Below are 26,270 nucleotides of genomic sequence, written 5' to 3'. Positions count from 1 at the left end.
TGTGGCCGGGTGCCCCCGGTCTCGATTCTGAGACCGGGGATCGCAAGAATTCTCCCCAGCAGTGATTACTACCAAGAAACGCTCTTCTCGGAAGAAACACCTGGTGGGCTGGATAGCTTGATGTTCTAGCCCGCGCTCGCCGTCACATCGCCATAAAACTTCCATTGCGTATGGAAATCCCGTGCCAGCTTCTGATGGGTGAGGCTGGCGCGAATCAATTCAATGGGAATGTTGTTTTCCCTGAGCACGGCATCGTGGAACTGGCGGTTCGTCATCTTGCCACCGCCGACCAGCTCGCGATGGAGCGCGTAAATCTGCATGCCGCCCAACAGGTAGGCTGCCTGGTACAGCGGTTCATACGCCCCTCCAAAGGAGCGGCGCACTTCTCCCGTCGCAGCCTGGCGCTCGAAGCCCACGCGGTCCACAAGGAAGTCGATGCATTGCTGCGGCGTCCACTTGCCCAGATGGAAGCTGAGCGAGAAGATGATGCGCCCGCAGCGGTGACGGCGCCACGCCAGCGCGCCGACCCGCTCTTCAGGGGTGCGATTGAAGTCCATGTCCCAGAAGAGCATCTCCCAATAGAGCGCCCAGCCCTCGATCAGGAACGGCGTTCCTCTAAAGGCTTGCCGGTAGGCGCGGTAGCGCGCCTCAATAAAGCCCTGCAGCTCATGCCCGGGCAGCATTTCGTGGAAGACGGTTGCATGCGACATGGCCATGTTGTTGGCGCGGAATGTGGTGATGCGCTGTTCGTACGACATGGTGTTGGTCGGGTAGGAGACCTGCAGGACCTCGCCTCCGAGAAAGAATGGCGAAACCAGCTGCTGCTGCGGAGGAATCATGCGCATGCGCCATGTCTCGCGCGCGAGCTCGGGAACTGTGACCAGGTCATGCTGCGCGATAAATTCGAGCGCCTGCTGGACGTATTTGTGCGCGAGCTCGGTCTGCTTTCCCGGCTCGACATAAGTGTTTTTCACTTTGTCGAGCGCCTTCTTCCAGTCATCGCCAAAGCCCATTTCACGTGAGGCGCGGATCATCTCCCTGTCGTTCCACGCGAATTCCTTTTCGGCGATGGTTATGAGCTCTTCCGGAGTGTAGGGGATCATGGAGAAACCGAGTTCGCGGATCAGGGCATCGCGGCCGATGGCGTGTCCGATGATGTCGCTGCTGTCGCCGGGATGCGCGGAAGCCATCGATTGCTGGTACGCTCCGTCGTCGGCTTCGCCGCTGGGCGGCAGCTTTTTCCCATCTGTAGCCGGATGCAGGCCGACAACTTTTTCCGCCAGAAATTTGCCGTAGGAATCGAGCGCGGCATCGGTGGTCTTGTATGGCTGCTCAGCCCACCAGGTAAACATCGGATCGTAACCGTCGTAGAACTCGAACCAGCTGTGCAGCGTTTGCCGCAGGGCCTGCAGGTTCTGCACGGCGCGATTCGCCGCTTCGCGGCGGCGCTGTGAGGCGATGCTTTTGGGCTCGTCTTTACTTGCGCTGAGTTTTGCTTCGAGGTCTTTCTGCGTGCTGGCACAAGCCTGCTCGATCTGCTCCAGGGTTGCTGCGGACTGCTTGCCGTCTATCGGCTCCAGGTCTCGCATGGCAAAAAACAGCGTAATGATCGTGTCCGCGAACGGCGTATAGGGCGCAGCTTCGCTCTGGAATTGCGCGTCCTCGTCAAGATGGCTCAACTGCCGTTCAAGGTAGTTGCGAAAGAGAACATAGTCCACGTGCGCGTCCTCGCCGAGCCGGTCGAAATCCATTCCTGCAAGCCGTGCCTGCCATTCGCTGTAGAGCTTTCGCATGCGGTCGCGCGTCTGTGATGCAAAGGGGATGCTGTAGTAACGGCGCAGCAATTGCTGATCGGCGGAAAAGCGCTCGATGTAGGGCCGCAGCTCGCTGGTCGAGGTATCGATCTCTGTATTCGAAGCAGGCGGAGTTTTCCCGTCAGGCAAGGCGAAGGCAAGTCTGGGAGCGGCAAGGCTCAAGGCAGCGGCTGAAGGCACACTGCAAAAGAGAAAGGCGCGGCGAGTGGTCATCTAATGAGCTCCGATGGGTGAGGCAATTGTATACAATTTCACATCCATACCAAATCCCCCTGAAGTGTTGTTGTCCATGAACGCACAACTTCGTCCGGTTGCGGACACCTCCAGCTCGGTCCTGGATCCACACAGTATTGATTCAGCAGTACTTGGCAATTAGGAAAAATGGTCTGCCAATTGCTTACGAATACATTCGTAGATGCTTTTAAAGAGACTGCAAGTCTAAGTCACCGGAACCCCCTGCCCCAGCAGTCGTAGTTGCAGTCAAGGAGCGTTATGCAGAACCTGCTTCAGAATCTCCGCTTCAGCCTGCGCATGCTGTTCAAAAGCCCTGGCCTGACCCTCACTGTTCTGCTGACGCTCGCCCTCGGCATCGGCGCCAACACGGCCATCTTCACGGTGGACTATGCGACGCTGCTCGCGCCCTTGCCCTACAAGGATCCTGACCAGTTGGTGATGGTCTGGTCGAAGATTCAGGACTTTCACAACAGTGTCTCTGCGGGCGATTACACCGACTGGAAGCAGCAGAGCACTTCGTTTCAGGAGCTGGTCGCATGGACCGGCGGCTCGTTCAACGTTGCCGCAAAAGACCAGCCGGAATACATCAATGGCGTGAAGACCACCACCGGCATGTTCCACATGCAGGGAATGCCCTTTTTTCTTGGCCGCGATTTTCTCCCCGAGGAAGGGCAGGAAGGCAAAGATCACGTCGTCGTCCTTACCCACCGCAGGTGGGAAAAGCTCGGGGCCAATCCAAAGATCATCGGGACGAGCATTCAGCTCGACGGCGCGCCTTATACCGTCGTGGGCGTGCTCGCGCCGGGATTGTATGACCGTTTCAACTGGCAGCTGGCAACGCCGCTGGTCTTCAAGCCCGAGCAGTTGAATCACGATTTCCACTGGCTGCTGGTGATGGGCCGTTTGAAGCCCGGCGTGACCATCAAGCAGGCGCAGGCGGACATGAATAACGTCACGACGCACATCGCCGCTGCCTATCCGAAGAGCAACAAAGGATGGGGCTCGTATGTCGATCCCCTCAAGAACGACTTCATGCCCAAGGAGCGCATCCAGACGCTGTGGCTGCTGCTCGGGGCGGTCGCGTTTATCCTGCTCATCGCCTGCGTGAATGTGGCGAACCTGCTGCTGGCCAAGAGCATGACCCGCCAGAAGGAGATGGCCGTGCGCAGCTCGCTCGGAGCAACGCCGCGCGTGATCTTCACGCAGCTTTTGACCGAGAGCCTGCTGCTGGCTCTGGCCGGCGGCGCTCTTGGAATCGGCGTGGGTTATGCCATGCTGCGCGGCCTGGTTGCCGTGATGCCCGAGGGTACGCTGCCCAATGAAGTGAACCTGCATCTGAATTTTCCCATTCTGCTCTTTACCCTCGCGGCCACGACCATTGCCGGAGTCCTCTTCGGATGCATCCCCGCCTGGTTTGCCTCGCGTGTCGATCCCGCGGAGACGCTCAAGGAAGGCGGCCGCACAGGCACAAGCATGGGCCGCCACCGCCTGCGCAGGATCCTGGTTATCGGCGAATTCACGCTGGCGCTGGCCCTTCTTGCCGGCGCTGGCCTCGCGATTCACAGCTTCATGAATCTGCAGCGCGTCGATCTGGGAGTGCAGACCGATCACGTCCTCAACTTTTCACTTAATGTGCCTGACTCGCGATCGAAAGACCCCGCGCTCATCGTTGCCTATTACCGCCAGATTCTGGCCAAGATTCAGGCCGTTCCCGGAGTGACCTCTGCAACGGTTGGAACCGGAACACCGCTCTTTGGCTCAGGCTTCGGAATGCCCTTCGTGATGGAAGACAAGCAGAATTACGACGATCCATCAAAGCGCCCGAACACCGGCTTCGGCATGGTCACGCCGGATTACCTGAAGACTTACGGCATCCGCCTGGTGAAGGGGCGCATGCTTAATGAGCAGGACACGGCCAACAGCGTGAAAGTCGCCGTCGTCAACGAGGAGTTCGTCCGTAAATATCTCAATGGAGCCGATCCGCTCCGGAAGCGCGCTCTGGTCGAGCAGATCATTCCCGGCGTGACCAAGCTTGGTCCGCCCATCGCGTGGCAGATTGTCGGCGTCTATCACAACGTACGCAACGGCGACTTCCGTCAGGATTACCCGGAGATGGAGATACCCTTCTGGCAGATTCCCTGGCCAAGCGCGAGCATCGGCGTTCGCACCGCCGGCGACCCTGCAGCCATGACCCACAGCATTGCCGCTGCCATTCATTCTGTCGACTCGCAGGTCGCTCTGGCCGAGCCGCGCACAATGGACGACATCCGCGGCCTGCTGATGGCCAATGACCGCTTTACGCTGATCCTCTTTGCCTGTTTTGCCGTCGTCGCGCTGCTGCTCGCCGCGCTGGGCATTTATGGAGTCATGGCCTTCTCTGTCGCGCAGCGTTCGCATGAGATTGCGCTGCGCATGGCGCTGGGCTCGACGCGCAATGGAGTCGTGGTCCTGATCCTGAAAGAAGGAATCATTCTTGCCTTTGCCGGCCTGGGGCTGGGACTCGTCGGCGCGTACTTCGTTGGCCGGGCTATGCGCTCCACCCTCTATGGAGTCAGCGCAATGGATTTCTCCGCCTTCGGGGCCGTAGGTCTGGTGCTTCTGATAGCGGCATTGCTCGCGTGCTACCTGCCGGCGCGCCGGGCGGCGTCCGTCGAGCCAATGGAGCTGCTGCGTATGGAGTGATTGCATTTTCTTCTGAATCCAATAAGATGGGACGCATCTGTCTGTCCTCGGAACAGAGGAAATATGAACATTCTTCTCCTTTCCATGCCGGACTCCTTCGAGCATATGCCGACGGTAGCCATCCGCATGCCCAACGGCGCGCTCACCTCGCTCGCCGGCAATGTAGACACGCATCACAAGGTCGCTATCGCTGACCTGATCCTCTGCCAGGACAAGGTGCGCGAAACCGTGACGCAGCTTATCCACGAGCACCAGCCGGATGTGGTCGGCATGTCGATCATGACCTTCCAGCGCCGCACCGCCGGGCGCATTGCCGACCTGGTCCGCAGGCTCAAGCCGGACGCGAAGATCGTTGCCGGCGGTTACGACCCCAGCCTCGCCTTCGAGGATTACGCGACCCTGGCCTTCGACTTCATTGTGCGCGGCGAAGGCGAAGTCACTTTCCGCGAGCTGCTCCGGGCTCTTGAAAAGAAGGCGGCGCTGCATTTCATTGCCGGCCTTTCGCATCGGGAAAACGGCCGCTGGGTGCACAACCCCAATCGTGCTGTGCATCGTCTTGAGGACAACGAAATCCGCATGCCGAAGCGCGATGCCCGCGTTCTCAATGGCTATACTCTGATGGGCCGCAAGGTGGACGTGATCGAAACCTCGCGCGGGTGCACCTTCGATTGCAGCTTCTGTTCCATCATCGAGATGCGCGGGCGGAACTTCCACACTTATTCCTTTGACCGCGTGCTGGCCGATATCCGCGACGCCCGCGACCACGGCGCAGAAACCATCTTCCTCGTTGACGACAACATCACCCTCGACGTGCGCCGCTTTGAGGCGCTCTGCAACGCCATCATCGATGCAGGCCTGAACAAGCTCGACTACTTCATCCAGGGCATGACCTCGGCCATCGCCAACCACGGCGAGACGCTTGCGCCGCTCATGCGCAAGGCTGGATTCCGCTATGTCTTCCTCGGCATCGAAAACATTCTCGAAAGCGATCTCACCTTTCTCAACGCATCCTCAAAGAACACAGCGCGCGAACAGGGCAAAAAGACCGGCAATGCCACGCTCAAGGCCATCGACTACCTGCACCGCAATCAGATGTTCGTCGTCGGCGGACTGATCGTCGGCAATCCCGATGACACAGTGGAATCGATCGAAGCCAATCTCGCCTTCGCCCGTAAGTACGTCGACTGGCCCTATATCCAGCACCCCACGCCCTATCCGCGCACGCCCATGACGCGCGAGTTCCGCGAGCAGAACCTCATTACCAACGACCACCTTGAGGAATACGACGGCACCACCGCCGTAGTGCGCACCAAGCATCTCTCATCCGACGAGGTGGAGTATCTGCGCTGGAAGGCGGAGCGCGGCATCAAGACCCGCCACATCCTGCCTGTGTTTCTGCACGATCCATGGTTTGTCGTGACGAACGCGCGGAAGATGATGAAGCATACCTACCGCGGCAGCAAGTGGCGCGCGATGTTCGGATGGGAAGATGACCGCCAGGCATTTACCCGCTATAAGGAGCTGCGCCGCCGGGAACGCGAGTATCTCTGATTCGCATTAGGGATTGATAGCTGCAAACACATGTCCTGCGGTTGTCATCCTGAGCATAGCGAAGGATCTGCTTTTCTCCATGATGGCAGGGCAGTTTTTTTTGCAGCTTAGTTAGCATACGAGTGGGGTTGTTGAAAAAATTGTGTTCATCCGAAAGACAGTCCCTCAGCGGCTAAAGCCGCGCTGAATTCCGGCCACTTACGGCACGGCTGAAGCCGTGCCCTTTCAAAACTATGACTTTTTCAGCATCCTCGAGTGGATTCATCAAGCGCTGCCTATTTCCAGCTGCGGTCCCAGACCATGGCGTCGAAGGCATGCTTTTCCACGAAACCAATGCGGCGGTAGAGCTCTACAGCATTTGTGTTCTCTTCGGTGACGGTCAGCGTCAGGCCGGTGAACTTCCGCTCGCGCAGGCTTTCGGCGCAGGCTTCGATCAGCTGTATCCCAAGACCCTGCCCTCGCAGGTTTTTCGACACGCAGACCTGCGTGATATGCCCCACATCTTCACAAACGCGCGAGCATAAAAGCACTCCAGCCAGCGTGCCGTCCTGCGCGCGGGTGATGGAGCGCGACGAGAGAGGATCGAACAATCCGCAGCCAGGGAAGCGGATGATGTTGTGCAGGAAGCGCAGCGAGCCGCTGACCGAGCGATACTGGTCATTGATGTAGCTGTCCAGATGGTTCTCGTAGGCGTCAGCGATCAGGTATCCGGAGGGATGGTAATCAATTTCCCGCCATGGGTGTATCGACAGTCCGTCGGGCAGCGGGCGTTGCGATGAGGGCTTGAAGTCCGTCAGGTCAAGCTCCATAAACAGCCGGCGGAATGTCCGGAAGCCCGCCTGGGCGAAAATGTCCGCGTGCTGACCATGAGGATGCAGCAGCAGCTGGCACTCGATGCGATCGATGCCGGGTGAGTGCTGCAGCAGCTCCACCAGGTGCCGTAGCAACTCCGCCTCTACGCCCGGAGAAGTGCTGGGGAGTGAGAAGACGTCGCCAATGATGGCCTTGTGTTCTTCGTAAACGCAAAAGGCATATCCGGTGATGCGTCCGTTTTCGATTGCGACAAAGCCCGGCAGCACGCGCGAGTCGAGGTATTGCAGCAGAAGGTCAGCCGACGAGCGGTAGTCCCAGCGCAGGCGCTCGCTCCAGACGCGGCTTTCCGCTTCAAGCACTGGCCGCAGGCTGCTGGCGGAGAAATGCCGCAGATCGAGAATTTCAAGCTGCAACGCGGAACTCACTTTCACCTTTCCCGCCTGCCCTATCGGCATAGTTAGCTGACTACCCATCCTGTATGCACTTTTTGTGGTCACAGCAGAAGGAGAAGCAACGAAAAATCAGATTGACTGCCCTGAACATGCTTACTGCTGCGCAGTTACAGCATAGATGACCAGGTTCTGAGCAGGATACACGAAGAGTGGCTCGTATCTCCTGCCGGCAAGCTTTTGACGCAATTCGTCGTCGATATAGGACGCACGAACTACCAGAATATGTTGTTCCGGCGGAACGCCATCCTGCTCGTAGTTCACAGTTTTTTTGTTCCGGTAGAAAGAAATTCCATATTCCACATCACGCCTGACTTTATATACGGCCACGGTGCCGTCCGGAGGCACGAGCTGGCCCAGCATCTTTGTCAGTTGCCGTGCCGAGTACGTCAGATCGATCAGCTGGATATTGCCTTTGCTCGATTTGACCTGAGCAAAGCCGAAAAACGGGCCGATCCCGTACAGGAACACCAGCAGGATCACCAGGGGAACCATGGTGGCGATGCGCAGGCGCTTCAATCCAAAGCGCGCCGTGGTGACAAGAATGAACAACGTTGCTGCAAGCCCTGTCGTCCCCGCTGCGAACATCGCATTGGCCGGCGGCATCTCAAAGTGCTGCAACAGCCGCGGAATCAGCAGCACCAGCATCGTCAGGCATCCGGCGACAAGCCCGTGCAGAATCAGCAGCCAGGGCTTCAGGCCCCTTTCGCGCATGCGGTTTAGATAATCGCCGGACAGAATCGTAAGCGGAGGAATCGAAGGAAGGATGTATCCGGGCAGCTTTGAATCCGAAAAGGAGAAGAAGACGATTGGAATCAGCGCCCAGAGCACCAGAAACTCAGGAAAGGCGTCGCCTGCGCGCTGGTGGCCCATGTAGTGGAACTTCGCGCGTCGCGCCCGCCACTCTGCAATCGAACCCTGAATGGCATTGGTTAACGCCGCAATCGCAATGATTGCCCAGGGCATCAGGCTGAGCAGAAGCACCGGAATGTAGTACCAGAAATGCTGCTCATGCTCGAAGCGGTTGGTGGCAAAGCGCTCCAGATTGTGTTGAAGAAAGAAGACGCGCAGGAAATCCGGGTTGCGCTTCTGCACCGCAATAAACCATGGCAGCACCATGACCAGGTACAGCACAATCCCAGGCCACCAGATGCTTCGTCGCAGGATCGACCACTCTTTTCTAAGTGCGGCAAAGGCGGTAATGATCACAATCGCAAGAAACGGAGCTACCGGGCCTTTGGCGAGAGTCGCTGCTCCAACGAAGAAGTAGAGATCGAAGAGCCAGAACTTGCGGTCCGTCTCATACCAGGCATACCAGCCCAGCATCCCGATACAGAATGGCGCGGCAAGCTGCATGTCCGTGGATGCGCCGCGCGCAAAACTCAGGATTCCTACGCAGGATGCCGTCAGCAGCGCGGCATCGAGCTGCCCTCCGGGCCGGAAACGCCTCATGTGCAAATAGATCAGCGTGACCAGCATGAAGGCAATGCTGGCCGAAGGCAGGCGCGCCGACCAGTCATGGATGCCGAACTCCCGGAAGGCGAACATCGCCCGCCAGTAGTAGAGCGCCGGCTTTTCCAGCCATGGCTTTCCATAAAGGATCGGCGTGACATAATCTTTGCGGTCGAGCATCTCGCGCGCCACCTGGGCATAACGCGGCTCGTCGGCGCCGACCAGGCCGATGCCGTCTCCGCCGAAGATCGGAACCAGCCCGTAAAAGAAGAAAAAGGCCGCGAACAGAAAAAGGGTCAGAGCCTCGAGTGTTGTCCCGAGAAATGGGAAACGGTTCAGGAGGTCTGAGGGTGCTGCTTGCAGCGCCTTGATGCTCTTCGGGATTACCACGTTCGTTTTATGGAAGTTCCGGGTGAATTGCTTTCCGAAGTAAGGCTATCAGATTCAATCAGGCAACTTCATGAACCACCCGCCCCAGGCTCTTGCGGACGATGGCCAGAATCATCTCCGCTGCATCGGGCAGAGGCCCGTCGATCGTGCATCCGCTGGCGTGCTGGTGGCCTCCTCCACCCAGGCTTTCGGCGATGCGCGCCACATCCAGGCTGCCCTTGCTGCGCAGCGAAAGCCGGACGCGGTGGTTGCTCAGCTCGCGCAGAAAGATGGCGACATCCACCCCAGCAATGGCAATGGCGTAATTCACCAGTCCTTCACAGTCTTCCTCTACGGCGCTTGTGCGCAGCATGTCGTCGCAGGTCACCCACATCCAGGCAATGCGGCCCTCGCGCCGCAGGTTTGAGAGCGCCGCTCCCATCAGCAGCATTTTCGACATGGGATGCGAGAAATACACGTCCCTGGCAATGGAGGCTGAGCGGGCGCCATGACGGACGAGCTCGGCCGCAAGCTCAAACGTATGTGCGTCGGTCCCGTCGTAACAGAACTGGCCCGTGTCGGTGAGCACGGCGGTGTAAAGGCACGACGCCATCTCCGGAGTGACGCGGACACCGGAAAGCATCGCCAGATCGTAGACCATTTCGGCGACAGCGCAGGCTTCGGTGTCGATCCAGTTGATGTTGCCGAAGTACTTGCCGCTCACATGATGGTCAATGTTGATAAGGAACCGGTCTTCGAGCCCCTGCAGCCTGGTGCGCTCGATGCCGTCGCACTCCAGAAGGATTACCGCATCGTAATTGCCTTCCACGCGCGACACCTGCCGGATGGCCGAAGAGCAGGGCAGCGAGCGGTAGATGAGCGGCACGCGGTCGATTGAAACCATCTCAACCTGCTTGCCCAGCTGTTCGAGCATCATGGCGCAGGCGAGCATCGACCCCACAGCGTCTCCATCCGGACGCGCATGCGCTGTGACGAGAAACCTCTCGCCGCGCGCAATCGCGTTCAATACTGACTGGATGTTATGCCTTTCTCCCATGACCCTGAATATGTCAAAAATTAACTTGTCATCCTGAGCGGACCCTGAACGAAGAGGAAGGGGAAGTCGAAGGACCTGCTTTTAGTCGCCTCTTTCGCGCACTTGCGAAAGGGCAACACTACTGGGCCTTCGCTCTCTTCTTCGCTCTCCCCAGCAGCTCTTCGATCCGCGCTTTCATCTTCTCCGAGCGATCGACGTGAAACACCAGATCGGGCACATGCCGCACGCCCATCCGCTCCAGCAATTCATGCCGGATATACCCGCGCGCCGCCATCAGCCCGGCGAGCGTGTCTTCTTCTTCCTTTGGGCCGCCATCGACAGCGACATAGATCTGCGCCGACTTGCCGCCCGGATTCAGCAGCACCTGGCTGACATAAGCAAAACTGATCCGTGGATCCGATAATTCGCCCTCAATCATGGCTCCAATTTCTTCCCGCAGCGTTTCCGCCACGCGGTCCTGGTGATACTTGCGGCCCCGTTGCTCCGGCATTTCCAACTTCCTTTGGTTAAACGATTGAGAATATCAGACCTGACGGCCCATATCACTCAAAAGTGAGCGCAATGCGAAAAAGTTGTGATCAAACGGGAAATACGAGGATTGAAAGAAGATAGTGCGGCTTGCCGGGGAGCAGCTTCAGGCAGCTTGAGACGAGTCATGGCGTGGTTTAGGCAGCTTAAGACGAATCATAGATCGTGGTTTAGTGTAGTTTTAGTGCGATTTTAGTGTGGTTTTCAGGGTAGAAGCACCGGACTTTAGTCCGGTGAATAAAGGGCCGAAAACACAAGGGCTTTAGCCCTGGTCATTAGCGGGAAAAATTTTCACTCTTCCAGAAACTCCCACCATGAATCCGCAACCTGCGCGCCCAGGTCATTGGCGACGCGAACGGCTGCATCCTCGACCTGCTTCATCAGGCCGGCAAGATAATCGCGTGAACCGGAAATAGCCGCCACTCCAATTGTTGCCGATCGCCACGTCACGGCTTCATCGAGCTCCGCGACAGAAATGTTGAACCCATTCTGCAGCTTCTCCTTCAGGCTGCGCACCACCTGCCGCCTGTCCTTGAGCGACTGTGCATGTTCGATCCGGATTTCGAGTGTAAGAGCGGCAACAGGCATACGCATCACGTTAACAGGCACGGCGAACGGCCCATCGCAGATTTTCCACCGCGCAGCCCGAAATAGATAGCCCTTTACAACCCTTCCATTACGCTGGCCACCAATAGGAGAATCCCCGAGGAATGGGCCTTTTCTTTCGTCTGCTGTCGGCAGTTATCGCGGTACTCTCTGCCTTTTCTACATCTCATGCGAGCACGGTTGAAACACCCGGCTGCGCGAACCTGACGCCGGCCCAATGCCTTACCCTTGCGCTCGATGCGATGGGCGGAAAACAGAAACTGGAAGCGATTCGAAGCATCCAGCTCGATGTCGTTTCGCATATAGCTCTCACGGAACAGTCTTACCGGCAGGAACCGTTCATTACTTCTTATGAGCGCGACAAAACCATCATTGATCTTGCAAATCAGCGCGTTCGCAGAGAAGCCCATATGGTCTGGCCGGAAGCTGATCCTCATCAGGCAGAGTTTGATACCACGCTGATCGTTACGCCTTCCGGCGGGGTGTATCACAATGCGCAGGGTGACTCCCCATGCAGGCTGCAGGACATTGAGAACGCGCATTATGTTCTTGAGTTAGGTCCGGCGCGCGTTTTGCTTACAGCGTTTCAAGCTGCTGACCTGCACTATGAGCCGGCACAGACGCTGCGGTCGACACCGCACACGGTCGTTGCTTTTACCTGGAATAAGTTTCCTGTACGGTTGCTGCTGAACCGTTTCAACCATCTGCCTGATGCCGTTGAGATGACGGGACAGTTCCAGGACTGGTGGTACTACTGGGGCGATGTACGGCAGCGCATCTACTGGGACAACTGGCGCTACATGCAAGGAATTGTCTATCCGTCGAATGAAATCATTGAGCGCAATGGCATTCTGTGGAAATCTCTGCAGGCCCTCGACATGCAATTCAATATTCCCATCGACGGGAAAAGCTTCGTCATGGATGCAAAAGCTGTCGAGAAGAGCGCCAAAGGAAAAGGATGGGACATGCCATTCAGCGCAGGGAATCACGCGCAGCTGGCTTCCGGCATCGACCTTTATTCTGGAGCGTGGAACACGACCATCGTTCACCAGGCAGATGGCATTGTCATTCTGGAATCGCCGATATCCCAGGGCTTTGTACAAGGGGTTTTCGAAGAGGCAAAGAAGAAATATCCCGGCGAGAAGATCAAGGCAGTCTTATCGACTTCGGATTCATGGCCGCACGTCGGCGGCATTCGTTTCGATGTATCGCAGAAGGTGCCCGTCTACATCCTCGACCTGAATCAACCTCTGCTCGATCGCATGGTGACCGCACCGCACACAATGGCTCCCGATGCGTTGCAATCCTCTCCTGCAAAACCTGCTTGGAAGATTGTTTCCGGCAAAGTGGAAATCGGCTCCGGCCCGAATCGCATGGAGCTTTATCCTTTGCGTGGAGCAGCGACTGAGCGGCAATATATGGTGTATTTTCCGGAACAACACCTGCTTTATGCCAGCGATACACTAGTGATCAATCCGGATCATACGCTCTATGAGCCGCAGCTGATGCACGAAGTGTCGCAGGCCGTTGCGCGCGAGCACCTTGTTGTTGAAAAAGTTTATGCCATGCACGAAGGGCCCACGGCCTGGAGTGATGTGCTCGCGCTCCTTGCGAAATCAGGATGACCGCAACCCATGCTGTGCTCCTTTCGCGGCAGGCGGCTTCGCACGATGCAGGCTGCCTGCCTTTTTCTAAGCGCGCAGCAGCCCGATTCCGACGGTCAGCGTAACGCCAACCAGAAGCACCGCACCCAGGTACAAAAGCCAGCGCAATACCGGCAGATGCGCGAGCCCGAAGAATCCGCCCGAAACAAGCAGCGGAACAGCAAAGATTGCAATGCGTACCGGCCAGACATAATCGCCGGGAATCCTCGCATCATCCAAAGCCACCTGCAGAAAGAGCGCGAGCAGCGTCAGCACTCCGGCATGCGCGTGTCCTGCGCGATAGAGTCCCGATTGCTCTGCGGAAAGTTTCGGCGACGGCACGCCATAAGCGCCTCCGGTAACCACGCCCAGAATCGTGAGCCCTCCGTAGACAATGGTTGGAATGAGGATCAGGCTAAGTCCGCACATGAAGCAGGCATCGTGTGACATCGATCCCTCCTTGTAACGCGTCCATCCTAGCGCGACAAGGCAGAAAAGTGCTGATAGAGAATTAACTGGTCTGATCCGGAAAGAACATCGCCACCTGCTCCTTGCGTGGAGGCGGAGTCAGCGCGCTCACCACGACAAGGCAGAGCACGGCGACGATCAGCGCGGGAAAGATCGCATCACGTTCCGCCAGAACTGCCGGCAGATGATGATGGACAAAGCTGGTGTCCCAGAAAACCGTGATGAAGGTCCCGGCAAAGATCGCGCTCACGGCTCCGGCGGCATTGGCGCGCTTTGAATAAAACGCCGCCAGAATCACCGGCGTCAGCGCCGCTGAATAAACGGTATAGGCATAGAGTGTTTTCTTAAGCACCGACCCGGTATGCATCGCCTGGTAGAGCGCCCACGCACCCAGCAGCACTACCATCAGCCGAGAGACGATCAGGATGCGCTTGTTCGAGGCCTCGGGTGAAATGTAGCGTACAAAAATATCGTTCACAAGATTTGTTGCCGGAGAAAAGAGAAAACTGTTCGCCGTCGAAATCATCTTGGCGAAAACCGCGCCCATCAACAACGCGCCTGCGAGCCCCGGCAGGCTATGCAGAGCAGTAAAGGCGAGTATCTCTCGCGGAAAGGGCGTCGCGCCGCTCTTCATCGCCAGCACGTGTCCCAGCATCGCCAGCAGCACAATGACCGTCTCAAGAATTACCGTGCCGATGATCCATCCCACCACGGCTGTGCGGGCGTCTTTCTCTGACTTCGCTGAGAAGAACTTCTGATACATCGCCTGGTTGCCCAGCATCAGCAGGCACGACGGAAGAAACAGCTCCATCGCCTGAATGAAAGATCCTGTGCCCAGTGCAGTGAAGTGCGATGCAGGCAGCGCGGCATGAAAACCACTCCATCCTCCTGCCGAGTGCAGCAGCAGAGGAAATGCAGCCAGCAGCGTGACCGTCGCCAGCAGGCCGATGACAACATCCATATATGCGACCGACGACATGCCGGCGATGGCCGTAAACACGATGACAAAAATTGCGATGATGTATTTGCCGAGATCAGGCGTAATCATCGTGGGGAAAATCAGGCTCAGAATATCGCCGCCGCCAATCAGCTGATAGCTGGTGATGCCCGTATAGGCAAACAGCACCGCCACCACCCCCAGCACGCGCGCCAGCTGGTTGTAGCGCGCTTCCAGCAGGTCGGGAATCGTGAACTGCAGCGACCGCCGCGCGCGCGGCGCAATAAAGTAGATCAGCAGCAGCCCGGCCCATCCGCCTCCGCCCTGCCACAACGCCACAAGGCCGTTCTTGTAGGCATTCTCCGCGCCTCCCAGCAGCGACCCCGAGCCGATCCACGAAGAGAGCAGCGTAAAGATCAGCACAAATGCAGGCAGAGAGCGCCCCGCAACCAGGTAATCCGCCTTGGTTTTTACCTTGCCCAGCCGGGTAAGCGAGACAATAAGCAGTGTGAGGATAATGGCGCCGACGACAGCGGCATACAGATGGTTCATGTAAGCGACAGTGTACGGGGAAAGAAGCGAAAGAGGAAACTGATCTATCGATTATGGTCGCGCACGAAACTTGCCGCAGAACGGCCCAGCCATTGCGGAATCATCATCACCCGCGGAAAGCCGATCAGAGGCCCTGTCGCCAGATTCCTGAGCATGTTCTCGGTAAAGCCCGGCAGCTCGCCGGCGACCTGCTTCCATGTCATTCCGCGCCGGATGCGCTCTGCGTCGAGCTCCGCATGCATGGCGCGCGTGCTGAAGCGGAGAATGCGCCCTGGTCCGGGTTCGGTCAGCAGCTCATGCACCTGTGGAGCAGCGGCATTTCCCGATAGGAAGCTCTCCGGCGTCCGGCCCATCCACCTCAGAATCTGTAATACAACTGCGCTGGTGACGGACCGCTTGTTCGCGATGCCTCTGACTGTACTGACGCTGATCGGGATCGAGGTCGTTCCCGCAAAAGGCTTGTTGATCTCGGCCACCAGTGCGACCCAGCTTAAACCGCGATCACGCCGCGCAACATCGAGCGCTGCATGCAGGCCGCGCATATCAAAGTGGCGGAGCAGAGTTTTCATCAACCCAATCCTGGCACATTCTATGAAGCTCAGGAGATAAAAGGCGAGAGCAGGATTTCCACCTGCCTGGCGCTTACTCCTCTCACCCGCACCACCTTGTTCCGTGACAGCCCGCCGCTCACAATCTCGACCGACGAACGCGCCACATCAAACAGCTCGGCAAAGAAGCGGATCAATGCCTCGTTCGCGCGTCCTTCAATTGCCGGAGCAGCCAACGCTACCTTCAGCACCGCGTCTTCACCCTCGCCCAGCACGCCTGTGATTGCGGTGCGGCTCGCGCGCGGCTGCACGCGGACGGCGAAGCCCACACCGGCAGCGCTTTCTCGCAGAGGAATCATGCAGGTTTCGGTCGCGCTCCAAAAATCGCTGTCCCGATCCGCACGAGCGTCGAGCCCTCTTCAATCGCAATCTCAAAGTCGCCGGACATGCCCATCGAGAGCTCGCCGAAATCAAGCCGTGGATGCTGAGAAGCGAGCCCGTCTCTCAGCTGCCGCAGCCTGCGAAAACACACCCGCGTCGTCTCCGGATTCTCATCGAAGGGCGCGACCGTCATCAGCCCGCGCATCTGAAGATGGTCAAGATCGGGCAGCCGCTCTAATAGTTCCGTCAGTTCTGAAGAATCAGGACCAAGACCCGTCTTCGCCTCTTCGGCGCTCAGCTTGATCTCGAGCAGGACAGGGATACGCCGCCCCAGCTTCGCCGCAGCGTCCTCAATCCGCTCGGCCAGCTTGAGTGAATCCACCGTATCAATTCCCGTAAATATCTCGGCGGCCTTTCCGGTCTTGTTCGACTGCAGATGCCCGATCAAATGTACTTCGGCGCCGCTAGCATCTGCTTCACCAAAACCGGCAACGGAAATGCCCAGCCCTTTCAGCTCTTCTTTTTTTCTCTGGAACTCCTGCACCCGGTTCTCGCCGAAGAGCCGCACACCTGCCCCATAGACAGCCGCCATAGCCTCTGCCGGATGTGTCTTTGAAACCGCCATCAGCTTCACTTCGCTTGGCGATCGTCCGGCCCGCTTTGAAGCGGCTGAGATTTTCCCGTGCAGCAGTTCCAGGTTCGCCGTAAGGCTGTTGTTGAGCAGAGGCATAAGAGGTGTGAATTAAGAATACAGAAAATAGAATGCCCTGTTCCTAAATATGTATGTTTTGAATACCTTAAGAGAAAATTTATGCTGGCCCTGTAATCATTACTGATTAGTAACTTTATCCGTTCTAATACGTTGCAGGATTTTAACTGTTATGTCATTTTTTGGAGGGCAAATTGCCTTATCATTTGCCATTCTCGGCTCCGAAATTAATTAACAGAACAACAGCTGTCTTTCATTTGCATCTGCATCGAGGGGAAAATCATGGCACGCACAGTCAGGTTCTTTGTTGCAGTATTGTCTCTTCTGGCACTTGGACATCTCGCATTTGGCCAGGGCATCATCACCGGGTCGCTTTCAGGTTCTGTCACCGATCCGACCGGAGCAGTCATTTCGAACGCTACGGTGACCGCCGTCAATAGCACCACCGGCGCGACACTTACGGGAATCACCAACGCTGAAGGCGCCTTCCTGATTTCGAATGTGCCCATCGGCACTTACACCATTACCCTCGACGCTCAAGGCTTCAACAAATCGACCATCAATAATGTACTGGTGGTCACTGGAAACGCCACTGCTCTTGGTCAGCGCACGCTCAATCCCGGTACAGCTGCGGAAACGGTCGAGGTGGAAGGCGGCGCATCGGCCCTGATCAACACCACTTCGTCGCAGGGCGAGATTGTCTTTGACTCAAAGCAGCTCCAGAACTTTCCGGTAAGCGGCGGCTTCGACAACACTGCACTGCTTGTTCCCGGCGTGGTAGCCACGCATGACGACAACATGTCGAACACCAACGGCACCAATTTCTCGGCCAACGGACAACGAGGGCGCTCCAACAACGCCGAAATCGACGGCCAGTCGAACAACGACAACTCGGTCACAGGGCCGCAGATTTTCTTTTCGAACCAGGACGCCATCCAGGAAATCCAGGTCATCAGCAACCAGTTCAGCGCTCAGTACGGGCGCAATATGGGCTCGGTCATCAACTACGTGACCAAGAGCGGCACCAACCAGTTCCATGGCTCGGCCTTTGAGTTTTACACCGGCTCCTGGCTCTCCTCGCTGACGCAGGGTACAAAGGGCCCGCAATTCGGTTTCTGCCCGCCGGGAGTCAGCGCGGACACCGGTTGCGTGACGCCTGCAGTGCCTCGCTTCGTGCAGAACCTCTTCGGCGGCACGCTTGGTGGCCCCGTCCTCAAAGACAAGCTCTTCTTCTTCGGCAGCACCTATTGGGGCCGTACCTATCAGGGCGGATTCCGCCGCACGACGAACGGCAATCTCTTCCCCACGCCGAACGGCCTGAAGCAGCTTCAGTCCGCCTATCCCAACAACCCCGGCGTCGATTCTCTGGTGGCCAACGGCCCCTATGCCTTCCCTATTGGGAACCCCGCTCCTTTCGGCCCAACTTCGACGCTTACGGTCACTGACGGGAACACTACCACCGGCATTGAAGTCTCGCAGTATGCGCGCACCCTGCCCAGCTACAGCCTCGACCAGGAGCACCTGGGCCGACTTGACTACCAGCTCTCGCCCAATGACCGCTTCTACCTGCGCTATATGTACCAGGACAATCCCACCAGCCCTTTTTCCGGAACCCTGGTAACCGGCGGCTTCACGGATGTCAGAGACACGGTGCACTCGGTCGGAGCCGACTGGACGCATACCTTTTCTCCGACTTTGGTGAATCAGCTCCGTTACTCCTTCCAGCAGTCGACGCTGGCATTCGACGGAGGCGGCGACCCCAAGTGCACCATCACGAATTTCGCTTCGTGCCCGTCAAATGTGGCCTTGGGCGCAGGACTTGAAGGATATGGCTATCCGACAAATATGCCTCAGGGCCGGGTAGTCAAGGTTACCCAGATCCAGGACAACGCCAGCTGGTCCAAGGGCAAGCACAATATTCTGTTCGGCGGCGAATTCGACTACCAGAACTCGCCCAACGTTTTTCTGCCCAATGCTGCGGGCAACTTCAATTTCGCTCAGGGAGCGACTGGCACTGATAAGAGCAAAATGCTCAACAATGGCATCTCCGGTCTTTTGCAGGGAGTGGCGCATACCCAGTTGACCGCCGGAACTCCGACAGACCATTTCACCGAGCCTGACTTTGCCCTTTACTTCCAGGACGACTGGAAGATCACGCCCACCTTCACAGCAAACATCGGTCTCCGCTACGAGTACTTCGGTCAGAGCATCAATCTGCTCCATGATCTGAGCATGCAGCAGCAGACCGGGCCGAACCCCTTCTGGGATACCAGCCTGCCGCTCTCGGCCACCACCTTCCCCAAAATCGATTCCTTTTACAAGAACATCGAGCCGCGCGTGGGCTTTGCCTGGAATCCTTCGTTTGCCCAGGGCCTCGTCGTTCACGGAGGATTCGCTATCAATGTTGATCCCGCATTCGACAACATTTTCATCAACATCGCCAGCGGTACACCGGTCTCGAATGCTGGATCCTTCAACTGTGACGGTGCCACAGCCAACTGCCTGCCCAGCGGAGGCCTTACCTATGGCTCCGTGCATGCGGCGGACAATCAGTTCATTCCCACAGGTGGGGACCCGCGCCTGCAGCCATTCCAGACGGTTCCCAAGAACTTCCGGACACCGATGGCTGAGAGCTACACCCTGGGCGTGCAGTACCAGGTCGCAAAGAGCGGCGTAGCTGAAGTGCGTTATGTAGGTAACCACACCTTCCGCCAGTTCCAGGCGCTCAATGCCAATCCCGACATCGCGGATGTGCAGGCATACTTCCCGGCTTATGGAGCGGGCATTTCCGTCTGCACCACGGCGACAGCTACCGGTCTCGGAAGACCAGATTGCAATTACAACGTAGTGAGCACGACGGCAAACACAGCCTTTTCGAATTACAGTGCGCTGCAGACTTCATTCACCACCAGAAATTTCTACAACTGGACGGGCACGATCTCCTATACCTTCAGCCGTGCCATTGATAACACCAGCGAAATCTTTAGCACTGGTACAGGCGGCAATACGAATGCTTACGCACAGAACCCGCTTGATCCCAACGTGGCCGAGCGCGGAGTCAGCGGCAACTCCTATCCGCATGTTGTGGGTCTGGGCCTGAATTACTCCGAACCCTTCTTCAAGAACCAGAAAGGTCTGCTGGGTCGGCTGCTCGGCGGTTACTCCTTCAACTCGCTTTACACCTATAACAGCGGCCAGCCTTTCAGCGTGAGCCAGAATACAACAGTGCAATCCGAAGCTCTTTCCGGCATCACCGATACACTGGCCACCACCAGCTTCTGTGACTTTGCTTTTGACCAGAACTTCGCTCAGGGCAGTTGCCGCCCCATCCTTTCTAACCCGCGTGCACCCATTGGCACCGTCGGCATTAACCTCGGGCCTCAGGGTTACGTTGATTACCGTACCGGTAACCCTGTTTCACCCTCCGATGTCCACTGGCTCTGGAATAACAGATATGAAGCGCTTGCTCGTGGGAACCCATTTCCCGGAGTTGGACGCAATACCCTGCGTGGCGACACCTTCAACAATCTCGACCTCAGCGTCTACAAGGACATCCAACTCACCGAGCGCGTCAGGATGCAGCTGCAGGTGACCTCGTTCAACATCCTTAATCGTGGCTACTACGGAACGCCCGATCCCAGCATCGAGGACTATGCCAACCTGATCCCGTCAGGCTTCCTTAACAATTTCTATAGCGGAGGCGGTGGCGGCAGCCTCGCTGCTGGTGGCGCTTTCTCGCAGGGCACCGGCAACCGCAATATCCAGATTGGTGGCAAAGTTACCTTTTAGCTCGGTCCCATGGACCGAAGCAGGGGCGCTCCTCGGAGCGCCCTTATTTTTGCGGAAGGTTAGTTCTGTTGCGGTCCTGCCTGGCGCATCTTGGTGTTCTTTGCGTCTTGGCGGTAGCTTTCTTAAGCCCGGGTCTTCGCAATCTCCGGACGGAAGGCGCTCTCATCTTCGGTCTCAGAGATTGGCTTTTCGAAGGCCAGATGATTCTTCGTCAAGCCGTCCTTCAGCAGGTTGAATGCCTCTTCCGGGGTGTCTGCGAATTGAAAAAGCTCGAGGTCATGCGGTGAGATGGCGCCCTTGTCCACAAGCATCTGCAAGTTCAGTACACTCTTCCAGTACGCAGATCCATATATGACTACCGTGATTTTCTTGGCCAGCTTCTGCGTCTGCGCCAGCGTCAGCAGCTCGAACATCTCGTCCAGGGTGCCGAAGCCTCCGGGAAACACCACCAGCGCCTTCGCCAGATAAGCAAACCAGTACTTGCGCATGAAGAAGTAGTGGAACTCGAAGTTGAGCGCAGGCGTGATGTAGCGGTTCGGAGCCTGTTCAAAGGGCAGCTTGATGTTGAGCCCGATCGTCTTGCCGCCGGCTTCGAAGGCACCGCGGTTGGCCGCCTCCATAATGCCGGGGCCCCCGCCCGAGGTGACGACAAAGCGGTAACGCCGCGATTTGAGCGTCATGGCCCATTCCGTCAGCATGCGGGCCAGCTGGCGCGCATCTTCATAGTACTGCGCCATTTCGCGATGCGCCTCCGCTGTCACTCCATCGATTTTGTTATTGCGCGCCGATCCAAAGAAGACGACAGTGTCCTGAATGCGCTCATGGCGAAAGCGCGCCAGCGGCTCGGAGTATTCAGAAAGGATGCGGATGATGCGCCCATCGGGGCTGTTGAGAAAGCCGGGATTTTCATACGCCAGGGGAGCGCTTGCGAGCGGGTCGGGATTCTGTTCAGACATAAAGATCAGGGCTCACGGTAGTGAATGGCGTCGCTGATGGCGATCCAGATATTCAATATTCCCAGGCCGGAAACGATGCCGCGCACTGCTCCATTCGATGTGAACACCGCAACCTGCGGGACTAGTGCGAAGAGATGATTTTCACTCCAGAAATGCGTCCATGGCAGCGCCACGATCAGAAGACCGAGATAGAGCCGCACCACCACACGCAGAAACAGATCGACGCGGCGCAGCCACACGGGTGTGCGATGTTCGGTGGGAAGCGTCTGCGGCGCAGATTTCGGAGGAGGAGCGGCCGAGCCGTGCGGAGTGTTCGACGAAAACAGGTTCGGCTGATGCGACATGCGTCTGTGAAGACTGCAAAAAAGTGCGCAGTCAAAAAAATGAACTCTTTTCCAAACAGTAACACACGCACGAGACTCGAATTGGCCATCTCCTCCAATCGGTTTTGTTCTCTGTGAGTTCCTGAAAATTCGGTGGTGCTTGTATCGTAGCTACAAAGTAGCTACGATAATTTGGTGAAGGCTCAGGTCGAGTTTGAATGGGATGACCAAAACCGCAGTCATATCGCAGAACACCTGGTCACTCCAGAAGAAGCGGAAGAAGTCATTCTCAACAATCCGGCTGATCTCGAAGAGCAAAACCAGGATGGCGAAGACCGGTTCATGCAAGTGGGTGAAACGAACGCGGGCCGCATCTTGATTGTGATCTCTACTTTCTCGGGGAGAAAGATCAGAGTGGTTACTGCATGGCCGGCAAAAGAACGGCTTAGACGTTATTGGAAAAGTCTGAAATCCAATACGGGAAGGGAGAGTCAATGAAGAGCAAGGCAAAGCTTCCTGTTTTCGCAAGTGAAGCGGAAGAAGCCAGATGGTGGGCAAGCCGCGAAGACAAGATTGCAGATGAGTTTGAACGCGCGGCGGCCAAAGGCAAAGTCGGAAGGGGAACAGTAGTCAAGCGCGCCGCTCTTCCTACGACAACTATCCGATTAGATCCAGCCGATATCAGGCTCGCGCGATCTCAGGCGGAACGAAAAGGACTGCGCTATCAAACCTATCTCAAAATGTTGTTGCACGAAGCTCTGAAGAAGGCCGAGCGGGCCAGCTGATTCAATACCCCGCAGCTTTCCCATAATGATGCCGGTGATCCTGCCCGCCTTCGAGCTCTCCGGTTTCAGGATCGACCATAATGCACTCGCCATCGCTCCAGTGTCCCTTCGCCACATTCACGTGGTAGCCAAGAGCGCGCAGGCCATCGATAGTCGCATCCGGGAAGCCAGGTTCCAGCGAGAGCACATCGGGAAGATATTGGTGATGGAAGCGCGGAGCATCGACCGCATCCTGAATGTTGAGCCCTTCATCGGCGACGCTCAGAAAAATATTGGCGACTGTAGAAATAATGCGTCCTCCGCCGGGAGAGCCCAGCACCATCGCCACCTTTCCGTCCTTGAGCACGATCGTCGGAGTCATCGCCGACAGCGGCCTCTTTCCCGGTGCGATCGAATTGGCCGGCCCCTGAATCAGCCCGTACATATTCGGAACGCCCTGCTTCGAAGCGAAGTCATCCATCTCGTCGTTGAGCACGAAGCCCAGTCCTGCAGCCGTAGCGTAGCTGCCGAAGCTGTTATTGAGCGTGGTGGTGACCGCAACCGCGTTGCCGTCCGCATCCATCACGGAGTAGTGCGTCGTCTGCATCGATTCGTGCCGCACTTCATCCATGGTAGGTGGAGCAGGCAGGAAATTAGCCGGACGCCTGAGGCTGGCCGAAGCTGTCTCCTGGTCCTCCTGAATGCTTGAGCGCCATGCCGCTGCATACTTCTTGTCGATGAGCTGCTCGACTGGAATCTTCACGTAATCCGGATCGCCGAGATAGTCCGAACGGTCCATGTAGGCGCGGCGGAAGGCTTCGGTGATGAGGTGCATTTCTGCTGGCGTGCGGTCGCCGAAGCGTCCGAGATTATAGCCCTCAAGCATGTTCAGGATCTCAAGCAGCACAATCCCGCCCGACGATGGAGGCGGCGCGGAGACAATCGTATATCCCTTATAGGTGCCGGTAACCGGCTCGCGCTCCTTGACCTCGTAGTAGGCAAGGTCGCGCTCCGTAATCAGGCCGCCGCCCTTCTGCACATCTGCTGCAAGCTGTTTTGCAATTTGGCCGTGATAGAAATCATCCGGGTCTTTGGCGATGCGGCGCAGCGTTGCCGCAAGTTCCGGCTGCTTGAAGACCTCACCCGCGCTGTAATAGTTGCCGTCTCGCTGAAAGATGTGCTTCGATTCAGGAAACTGCGCCAGCCCCGACTCATGTAATTCCTGCGCTTCTTCGTCTGTTAGCGTGAACCCTTCCGACGCCAGCCGGATCGCCGGCTCCATCACCTTCGCCAGCGTCAGTTTGCCGTATTTCTTCTCCGCATACGCCATTCCGGCCACCGAGCCGGGAACGCCGACTGCCTTGTATCCCACAACGCTCGCATTGGGAATGACGTTGCCCTTGCTGTCGAGATACATGTTGGCCGAAGCGGCCAGCGGGGCCTTCTCGCGATAGTCAATAAAGGTAGACGGCTTATTCCGCAGGTGGATGAGCATGAATCCGCCGCCGCCGATATTGCCCGCTGCTGGATGCACCACAGCCAGCGCAAATCCCGTGGCTACAGCCGCATCGACGGCATTGCCGCCCTCCTTCAGAACTTCAACACCGGCATCCGTCGCCAGATGATGAATGCTGACCACCATGGCATGCTTCGCGTGCGCAGGCGTTTCATGCGGAGCAGCCTGCACCGGCTGGCCAGACAAAGGAAGCGAAATCAGGCAGAGAACTGCAGAAAAACAAATGACACGTCGCGCCATGATAGGCGCTAGTTTAACCCGAATTTCCCGGCAATGCCGTGCAGTTTTCCGGTTTATTCATAGCGTAACGTCACATGTTACACTCGATGGGGTGATCAGGAGCTTCCGTCATCGAGGAATTGAGAAGTTCTTCAAGACGGGATCGAAGGCTGGCATTCAGCCAAAACATGCACAGAGATTACAGCTTTTGCTGTCAGTTCTGAATTCAGCTACTGTTCCTGAACAGATGAATGTTCCCGGCTGGGACTGGCATCCTCTCAAAGGCAATCTTGCAGGGCATTGGGCGGTCAAAGTAAACGGCAATTGGAGACTGACTTTTGCCTTTGAAGGTACAGACGCGATTCTGGTCGACTACCAGGACTATCACTGAAGAGGTTTCATTATGTATTCGCAGATGCACAACCCGGCGCATCCCGGCTTGCTGGTCAAAGAATATCTCGGAGAGCGTTCCATTGCTGCTGTGGCGAAACATATCGGAGTATCCCGCGCGACTATGTCCCGGATTGTCAACGGCAGCTCAGCGATTACGGCGGATATGTCAATTCGTCTGTCTCAGGCATTCGGCGTTTCTCCTGAACTGCTTTTAAGAATGCAGGCGCAGTACGACCTCTGGCAGGAGTCGCAGCGGTCGCGGAAGAAAATCAAGCCACTCGGGCACGCGGCTTAATGGCTCTACTTGTTACCCCGATGACGGAAAAAATTAGACGGCTCTGCGAAACCTCTGTGTTCTCTGCGTACGGAGCCTGCCCTGAGCGACGTCGAAGGGTGGGGGAAGAATTCTTTGCGCATCTTGGCGTCCCTTAGCGTCTTGACGGTAGATTTTCTTTTCTCAACGTTTAAACAGCTACAATCCATTCTGCATGTCCACGCGCGTCCGCTCATTTTCCAAGATCAACCTCGGCCTGGCCATCGGCCCACCGCGTCCGGACGGCTTCCACGCCCTGACCACGCTCTACCAGACACTCGCCGCCCATGATGTCGTCACCGTCGAGGCGCAGCGACTTTCAAGCGGACAGGGCGGCATCGTACTGACGACGAACGACGCGCGCGTCCCCACGGACTCACGCAATACCGTCTGGAAGATGCTCTCTCAGTCGCTGGCACTGGCCGTGGGCGAACTTCCGGTTGAGGTTCAAGTCCATATAGAAAAAAAGCTCCCCGTCCAGGGCGGATTGGGCGCCGGCTCAGCCAATGCTGTCGCTGCCCTCATTGGACTCGAGCACGAGTTGGGCGAGCGTCTTCCTGCAGCCCAGCGTCTGCGCATCGCTGCCGACGTCGGCTCCGACGTGCCACTCTTCCTGATCGGAGGAGCAGTTCTCGGGTTAGGGCGCGGCGAGGAAGTCTATCCCATGCTCGACCTGCCTGAAACCCACTGCGTCATCGCACTCCCCGCGGTCGGCGTCTCCACGCCGCAGGCCTTCCGCGACTGGGATCAAAGATTGACCGCAGCCGAGCCCTCCGATAGACTAAAAGAGTTGAGCCGTGTCCTCTCAGCTTGCCTGAGTGGACCGCATGTCTCCGGTGTCTTCTCCAAAGGAGAAGGCCAGCCCGAGGATCCGCTTCTCGCGCTTGTCCGAACCGGGATTGACAACGACTTTGAACAAGTCGTCTTCCGTCAATATCCCTCCCTCGGCGAAATCAAGCGCATTCTGGATCAACGAGCTGTCTACGCTGCGCTCTCCGGCTCTGGTTCAGCCGTTTTTGGCCTCTACCAGACTGAAGAAGCAGCTACCGCGGCAGAAGAGCGGCTGTCAGCCTACGGAACAGCTTTTCTGCGGACAAAGACCTTGCCGCGCGAAGCCTACTGGGCGACCATGATAGTAGGGCAGTAATAGGGTAGAAGCACCGACCTTTTAGGTCGGTGAAAGATGGGCTGAAAAACAAGGGGC

The 26,270-nt window shown here is 57.2% G+C and carries 23 protein-coding genes; 9 read left to right on the top strand and 14 right to left on the bottom strand.

The annotated features are described in order from the left end of the window. Window positions 1-125 precede the first annotated feature (125 nt). On the bottom strand, window positions 126-2,027 hold the full coding sequence (locus tag AC5S16_RS07735; RefSeq protein ID WP_493929466.1) for a DUF885 family protein: 1,902 nt from the start codon (window positions 2,025-2,027) through the stop codon (window positions 126-128). A gap of 279 nt (window positions 2,028-2,306) precedes the next feature. On the opposite strand from AC5S16_RS07735, the gene AC5S16_RS07730 reads away from it, so the two are divergent. Together AC5S16_RS07730 and AC5S16_RS07725 are read left to right on the top strand one after the other, a co-directional pair. After that, a complete protein-coding gene (locus AC5S16_RS07730; protein ID WP_493929465.1) occupies window positions 2,307-4,730 on the top strand; it encodes an ABC transporter permease in 2,424 nt (807 codons plus the stop codon). Between the two features lie 63 nt (window positions 4,731-4,793). Beyond that, complete coding sequence (locus tag AC5S16_RS07725; protein ID WP_493929464.1) at window positions 4,794-6,281, top strand: B12-binding domain-containing radical SAM protein; 1,488 nt, start codon at window positions 4,794-4,796, stop codon at window positions 6,279-6,281. 275 nt (window positions 6,282-6,556) lie between these two features. Here the strand turns inward: AC5S16_RS07725 and AC5S16_RS07720 are convergent, their stop codons facing one another. From AC5S16_RS07720 to AC5S16_RS07700, 5 genes are all read right to left on the bottom strand, one after another. Continuing rightward, window positions 6,557-7,525 carry a GNAT family N-acetyltransferase gene (locus AC5S16_RS07720; protein ID WP_493929463.1) on the bottom strand — a complete coding sequence of 323 codons (969 nt, stop codon included), beginning with the start codon at window positions 7,523-7,525 and terminating at the stop codon, window positions 6,557-6,559. Window positions 7,526-7,639: 114 nt separating this feature from the next. Further along, window positions 7,640-9,385, bottom strand: a complete 1,746-nt coding sequence (locus AC5S16_RS07715) for an ArnT family glycosyltransferase (RefSeq protein WP_493929462.1) — start codon at window positions 9,383-9,385, stop codon at window positions 7,640-7,642. A gap of 58 nt (window positions 9,386-9,443) precedes the next feature. Then, a complete protein-coding gene (locus tag AC5S16_RS07710; protein ID WP_493929461.1) occupies window positions 9,444-10,421 on the bottom strand; it encodes a DHH family phosphoesterase in 978 nt (325 codons plus the stop codon). A 118-nt stretch (window positions 10,422-10,539) separates the two neighbouring features. After that, a complete protein-coding gene (gene rbfA, locus AC5S16_RS07705) occupies window positions 10,540-10,911 on the bottom strand; it encodes a 30S ribosome-binding factor RbfA (RefSeq protein ID WP_493929460.1) in 372 nt (123 codons plus the stop codon). A gap of 329 nt (window positions 10,912-11,240) precedes the next feature. Further along, complete coding sequence (locus tag AC5S16_RS07700; RefSeq protein WP_493929459.1) at window positions 11,241-11,558, bottom strand: DUF503 domain-containing protein; 318 nt, start codon at window positions 11,556-11,558, stop codon at window positions 11,241-11,243. Between the two features lie 101 nt (window positions 11,559-11,659). Here AC5S16_RS07700 and AC5S16_RS07695 point away from each other — a divergent pair, with 101 nt between their 5' ends. Next, entirely contained in the window at window positions 11,660-13,180 is a 1,521-nt protein-coding gene (locus AC5S16_RS07695) for an MBL fold metallo-hydrolase (protein ID WP_493929458.1), read from the top strand. Between the two features lie 66 nt (window positions 13,181-13,246). Here AC5S16_RS07695 and AC5S16_RS07690 read toward each other — a convergent pair whose 3' ends face one another. From AC5S16_RS07690 to AC5S16_RS07670, 5 genes are all read right to left on the bottom strand, one after another. Next, window positions 13,247-13,648, bottom strand: a complete 402-nt coding sequence (locus AC5S16_RS07690; protein WP_493929457.1) for a hypothetical protein — start codon at window positions 13,646-13,648, stop codon at window positions 13,247-13,249. 61 nt (window positions 13,649-13,709) lie between these two features. Next, window positions 13,710-15,155 carry a sodium:solute symporter family protein gene (locus AC5S16_RS07685; RefSeq protein WP_493929456.1) on the bottom strand — a complete coding sequence of 482 codons (1,446 nt, stop codon included), beginning with the start codon at window positions 15,153-15,155 and terminating at the stop codon, window positions 13,710-13,712. A 44-nt stretch (window positions 15,156-15,199) separates the two neighbouring features. After that, the gene (locus tag AC5S16_RS07680) at window positions 15,200-15,724 is read right to left on the bottom strand and encodes a hypothetical protein (RefSeq protein ID WP_493929455.1); all 525 of its coding nucleotides are present in this window, start codon (window positions 15,722-15,724) and stop codon (window positions 15,200-15,202) included. Window positions 15,725-15,753: 29 nt separating this feature from the next. Continuing rightward, window positions 15,754-16,062 carry a DUF167 domain-containing protein gene (locus AC5S16_RS07675; RefSeq protein WP_493929454.1) on the bottom strand — a complete coding sequence of 103 codons (309 nt, stop codon included), beginning with the start codon at window positions 16,060-16,062 and terminating at the stop codon, window positions 15,754-15,756. Continuing rightward, window positions 16,059-16,814, bottom strand: a complete 756-nt coding sequence (locus tag AC5S16_RS07670) for a YggS family pyridoxal phosphate-dependent enzyme (RefSeq protein WP_493929453.1) — start codon at window positions 16,812-16,814, stop codon at window positions 16,059-16,061. Before AC5S16_RS07670 ends, AC5S16_RS07675 begins: the two co-directional genes overlap by 4 nt. Window positions 16,815-17,075: 261 nt before the next feature. Here AC5S16_RS07670 and AC5S16_RS07665 point away from each other — a divergent pair, with 261 nt between their 5' ends. Next, complete coding sequence (locus tag AC5S16_RS07665) at window positions 17,076-20,582, top strand: TonB-dependent receptor (RefSeq protein WP_493929452.1); 3,507 nt, start codon at window positions 17,076-17,078, stop codon at window positions 20,580-20,582. 122 nt (window positions 20,583-20,704) lie between these two features. Here AC5S16_RS07665 and AC5S16_RS07660 read toward each other — a convergent pair whose 3' ends face one another. Both AC5S16_RS07660 and AC5S16_RS07655 read right to left on the bottom strand, forming a co-directional pair. Beyond that, entirely contained in the window at window positions 20,705-21,538 is an 834-nt protein-coding gene (locus tag AC5S16_RS07660) for an LOG family protein (RefSeq protein WP_493929451.1), read from the bottom strand. A 5-nt stretch (window positions 21,539-21,543) separates the two neighbouring features. Then, the gene (locus tag AC5S16_RS07655) at window positions 21,544-21,882 is read right to left on the bottom strand and encodes a hypothetical protein (RefSeq protein WP_493929450.1); all 339 of its coding nucleotides are present in this window, start codon (window positions 21,880-21,882) and stop codon (window positions 21,544-21,546) included. 174 nt (window positions 21,883-22,056) lie between these two features. On the opposite strand from AC5S16_RS07655, the gene AC5S16_RS07650 reads away from it, so the two are divergent. Beyond that, entirely contained in the window at window positions 22,057-22,359 is a 303-nt protein-coding gene (locus tag AC5S16_RS07650; RefSeq protein ID WP_493929449.1) for a BrnT family toxin, read from the top strand. Then, window positions 22,356-22,646 carry a hypothetical protein gene (locus tag AC5S16_RS07645; protein ID WP_493929448.1) on the top strand — a complete coding sequence of 97 codons (291 nt, stop codon included), beginning with the start codon at window positions 22,356-22,358 and terminating at the stop codon, window positions 22,644-22,646. Before AC5S16_RS07650 ends, AC5S16_RS07645 begins: the two co-directional genes overlap by 4 nt. Window position 22,647: 1 nt before the next feature. Here AC5S16_RS07645 and ggt read toward each other — a convergent pair whose 3' ends face one another. Continuing rightward, the gene (ggt, locus tag AC5S16_RS07640) at window positions 22,648-24,381 is read right to left on the bottom strand and encodes a gamma-glutamyltransferase (protein WP_493929447.1); all 1,734 of its coding nucleotides are present in this window, start codon (window positions 24,379-24,381) and stop codon (window positions 22,648-22,650) included. Between ggt and AC5S16_RS07635 the strand changes: the two genes are divergently transcribed. The 3 genes from AC5S16_RS07635 (at window position 24,266) to ispE (ending at window position 26,213) form a co-directional block, all read left to right on the top strand. Beyond that, window positions 24,266-24,751: a type II toxin-antitoxin system RelE/ParE family toxin gene (locus tag AC5S16_RS07635; protein ID WP_493929446.1), complete on the top strand. Its 486-nt coding sequence runs from the start codon at window positions 24,266-24,268 to the stop codon at window positions 24,749-24,751. The two genes, ggt and AC5S16_RS07635, sit on opposite strands and share 116 nt — an antisense overlap. Window positions 24,752-24,763: 12 nt before the next feature. Beyond that, complete coding sequence (locus tag AC5S16_RS07630; RefSeq protein ID WP_493929445.1) at window positions 24,764-25,048, top strand: HigA family addiction module antitoxin; 285 nt, start codon at window positions 24,764-24,766, stop codon at window positions 25,046-25,048. 193 nt (window positions 25,049-25,241) lie between these two features. Beyond that, a complete protein-coding gene (ispE, locus tag AC5S16_RS07625) occupies window positions 25,242-26,213 on the top strand; it encodes a 4-(cytidine 5'-diphospho)-2-C-methyl-D-erythritol kinase (RefSeq protein ID WP_493929444.1) in 972 nt (323 codons plus the stop codon). Window positions 26,214-26,270: the final 57 nt, after the last annotated feature.

The organism is Acidobacterium sp. FHG110202_01, assembly GCF_059115305.1.
This window is presented reverse-complemented; position numbering and strand designations above follow the sequence as displayed.

Excerpts from the sequence above, each read along its gene's own strand:
- AC5S16_RS07735 (WP_493929466.1), bottom strand. The coding sequence starts at position 2,027 with ATGACCACTCGCCGCGCCTTTCTCTTTTGCAGTGTGCCTTCAGCCGCT.
- AC5S16_RS07730 (WP_493929465.1), top strand. The coding sequence starts at position 2,307 with ATGCAGAACCTGCTTCAGAATCTCCGCTTCAGCCTGCGCATGCTGTTC.
- AC5S16_RS07725 (WP_493929464.1), top strand. The coding sequence starts at position 4,794 with ATGAACATTCTTCTCCTTTCCATGCCGGACTCCTTCGAGCATATGCCG.
- AC5S16_RS07710 (WP_493929461.1), bottom strand. The coding sequence starts at position 10,421 with ATGGGAGAAAGGCATAACATCCAGTCAGTATTGAACGCGATTGCGCGC.
- rbfA (WP_493929460.1), bottom strand. The coding sequence starts at position 10,911 with ATGCCGGAGCAACGGGGCCGCAAGTATCACCAGGACCGCGTGGCGGAA.
- AC5S16_RS07695 (WP_493929458.1), top strand. The coding sequence starts at position 11,660 with ATGGGCCTTTTCTTTCGTCTGCTGTCGGCAGTTATCGCGGTACTCTCT.
- AC5S16_RS07690 (WP_493929457.1), bottom strand. The coding sequence starts at position 13,648 with ATGTCACACGATGCCTGCTTCATGTGCGGACTTAGCCTGATCCTCATT.
- AC5S16_RS07685 (WP_493929456.1), bottom strand. The coding sequence starts at position 15,155 with ATGAACCATCTGTATGCCGCTGTCGTCGGCGCCATTATCCTCACACTG.
- AC5S16_RS07680 (WP_493929455.1), bottom strand. The coding sequence starts at position 15,724 with ATGAAAACTCTGCTCCGCCACTTTGATATGCGCGGCCTGCATGCAGCG.
- AC5S16_RS07675 (WP_493929454.1), bottom strand. The coding sequence starts at position 16,062 with ATGATTCCTCTGCGAGAAAGCGCTGCCGGTGTGGGCTTCGCCGTCCGC.
- AC5S16_RS07670 (WP_493929453.1), bottom strand. The coding sequence starts at position 16,814 with ATGCCTCTGCTCAACAACAGCCTTACGGCGAACCTGGAACTGCTGCAC.
- AC5S16_RS07665 (WP_493929452.1), top strand. The coding sequence starts at position 17,076 with ATGGCACGCACAGTCAGGTTCTTTGTTGCAGTATTGTCTCTTCTGGCA.
- AC5S16_RS07660 (WP_493929451.1), bottom strand. The coding sequence starts at position 21,538 with ATGTCTGAACAGAATCCCGACCCGCTCGCAAGCGCTCCCCTGGCGTAT.
- AC5S16_RS07655 (WP_493929450.1), bottom strand. The coding sequence starts at position 21,882 with ATGTCGCATCAGCCGAACCTGTTTTCGTCGAACACTCCGCACGGCTCG.
- AC5S16_RS07645 (WP_493929448.1), top strand. The coding sequence starts at position 22,356 with ATGAAGAGCAAGGCAAAGCTTCCTGTTTTCGCAAGTGAAGCGGAAGAA.
- AC5S16_RS07635 (WP_493929446.1), top strand. The coding sequence starts at position 24,266 with ATGGCATGCTTCGCGTGCGCAGGCGTTTCATGCGGAGCAGCCTGCACC.
- ggt (WP_493929447.1), bottom strand. The coding sequence starts at position 24,381 with ATGGCGCGACGTGTCATTTGTTTTTCTGCAGTTCTCTGCCTGATTTCG.
- AC5S16_RS07630 (WP_493929445.1), top strand. The coding sequence starts at position 24,764 with ATGTATTCGCAGATGCACAACCCGGCGCATCCCGGCTTGCTGGTCAAA.
- ispE (WP_493929444.1), top strand. The coding sequence starts at position 25,242 with ATGTCCACGCGCGTCCGCTCATTTTCCAAGATCAACCTCGGCCTGGCC.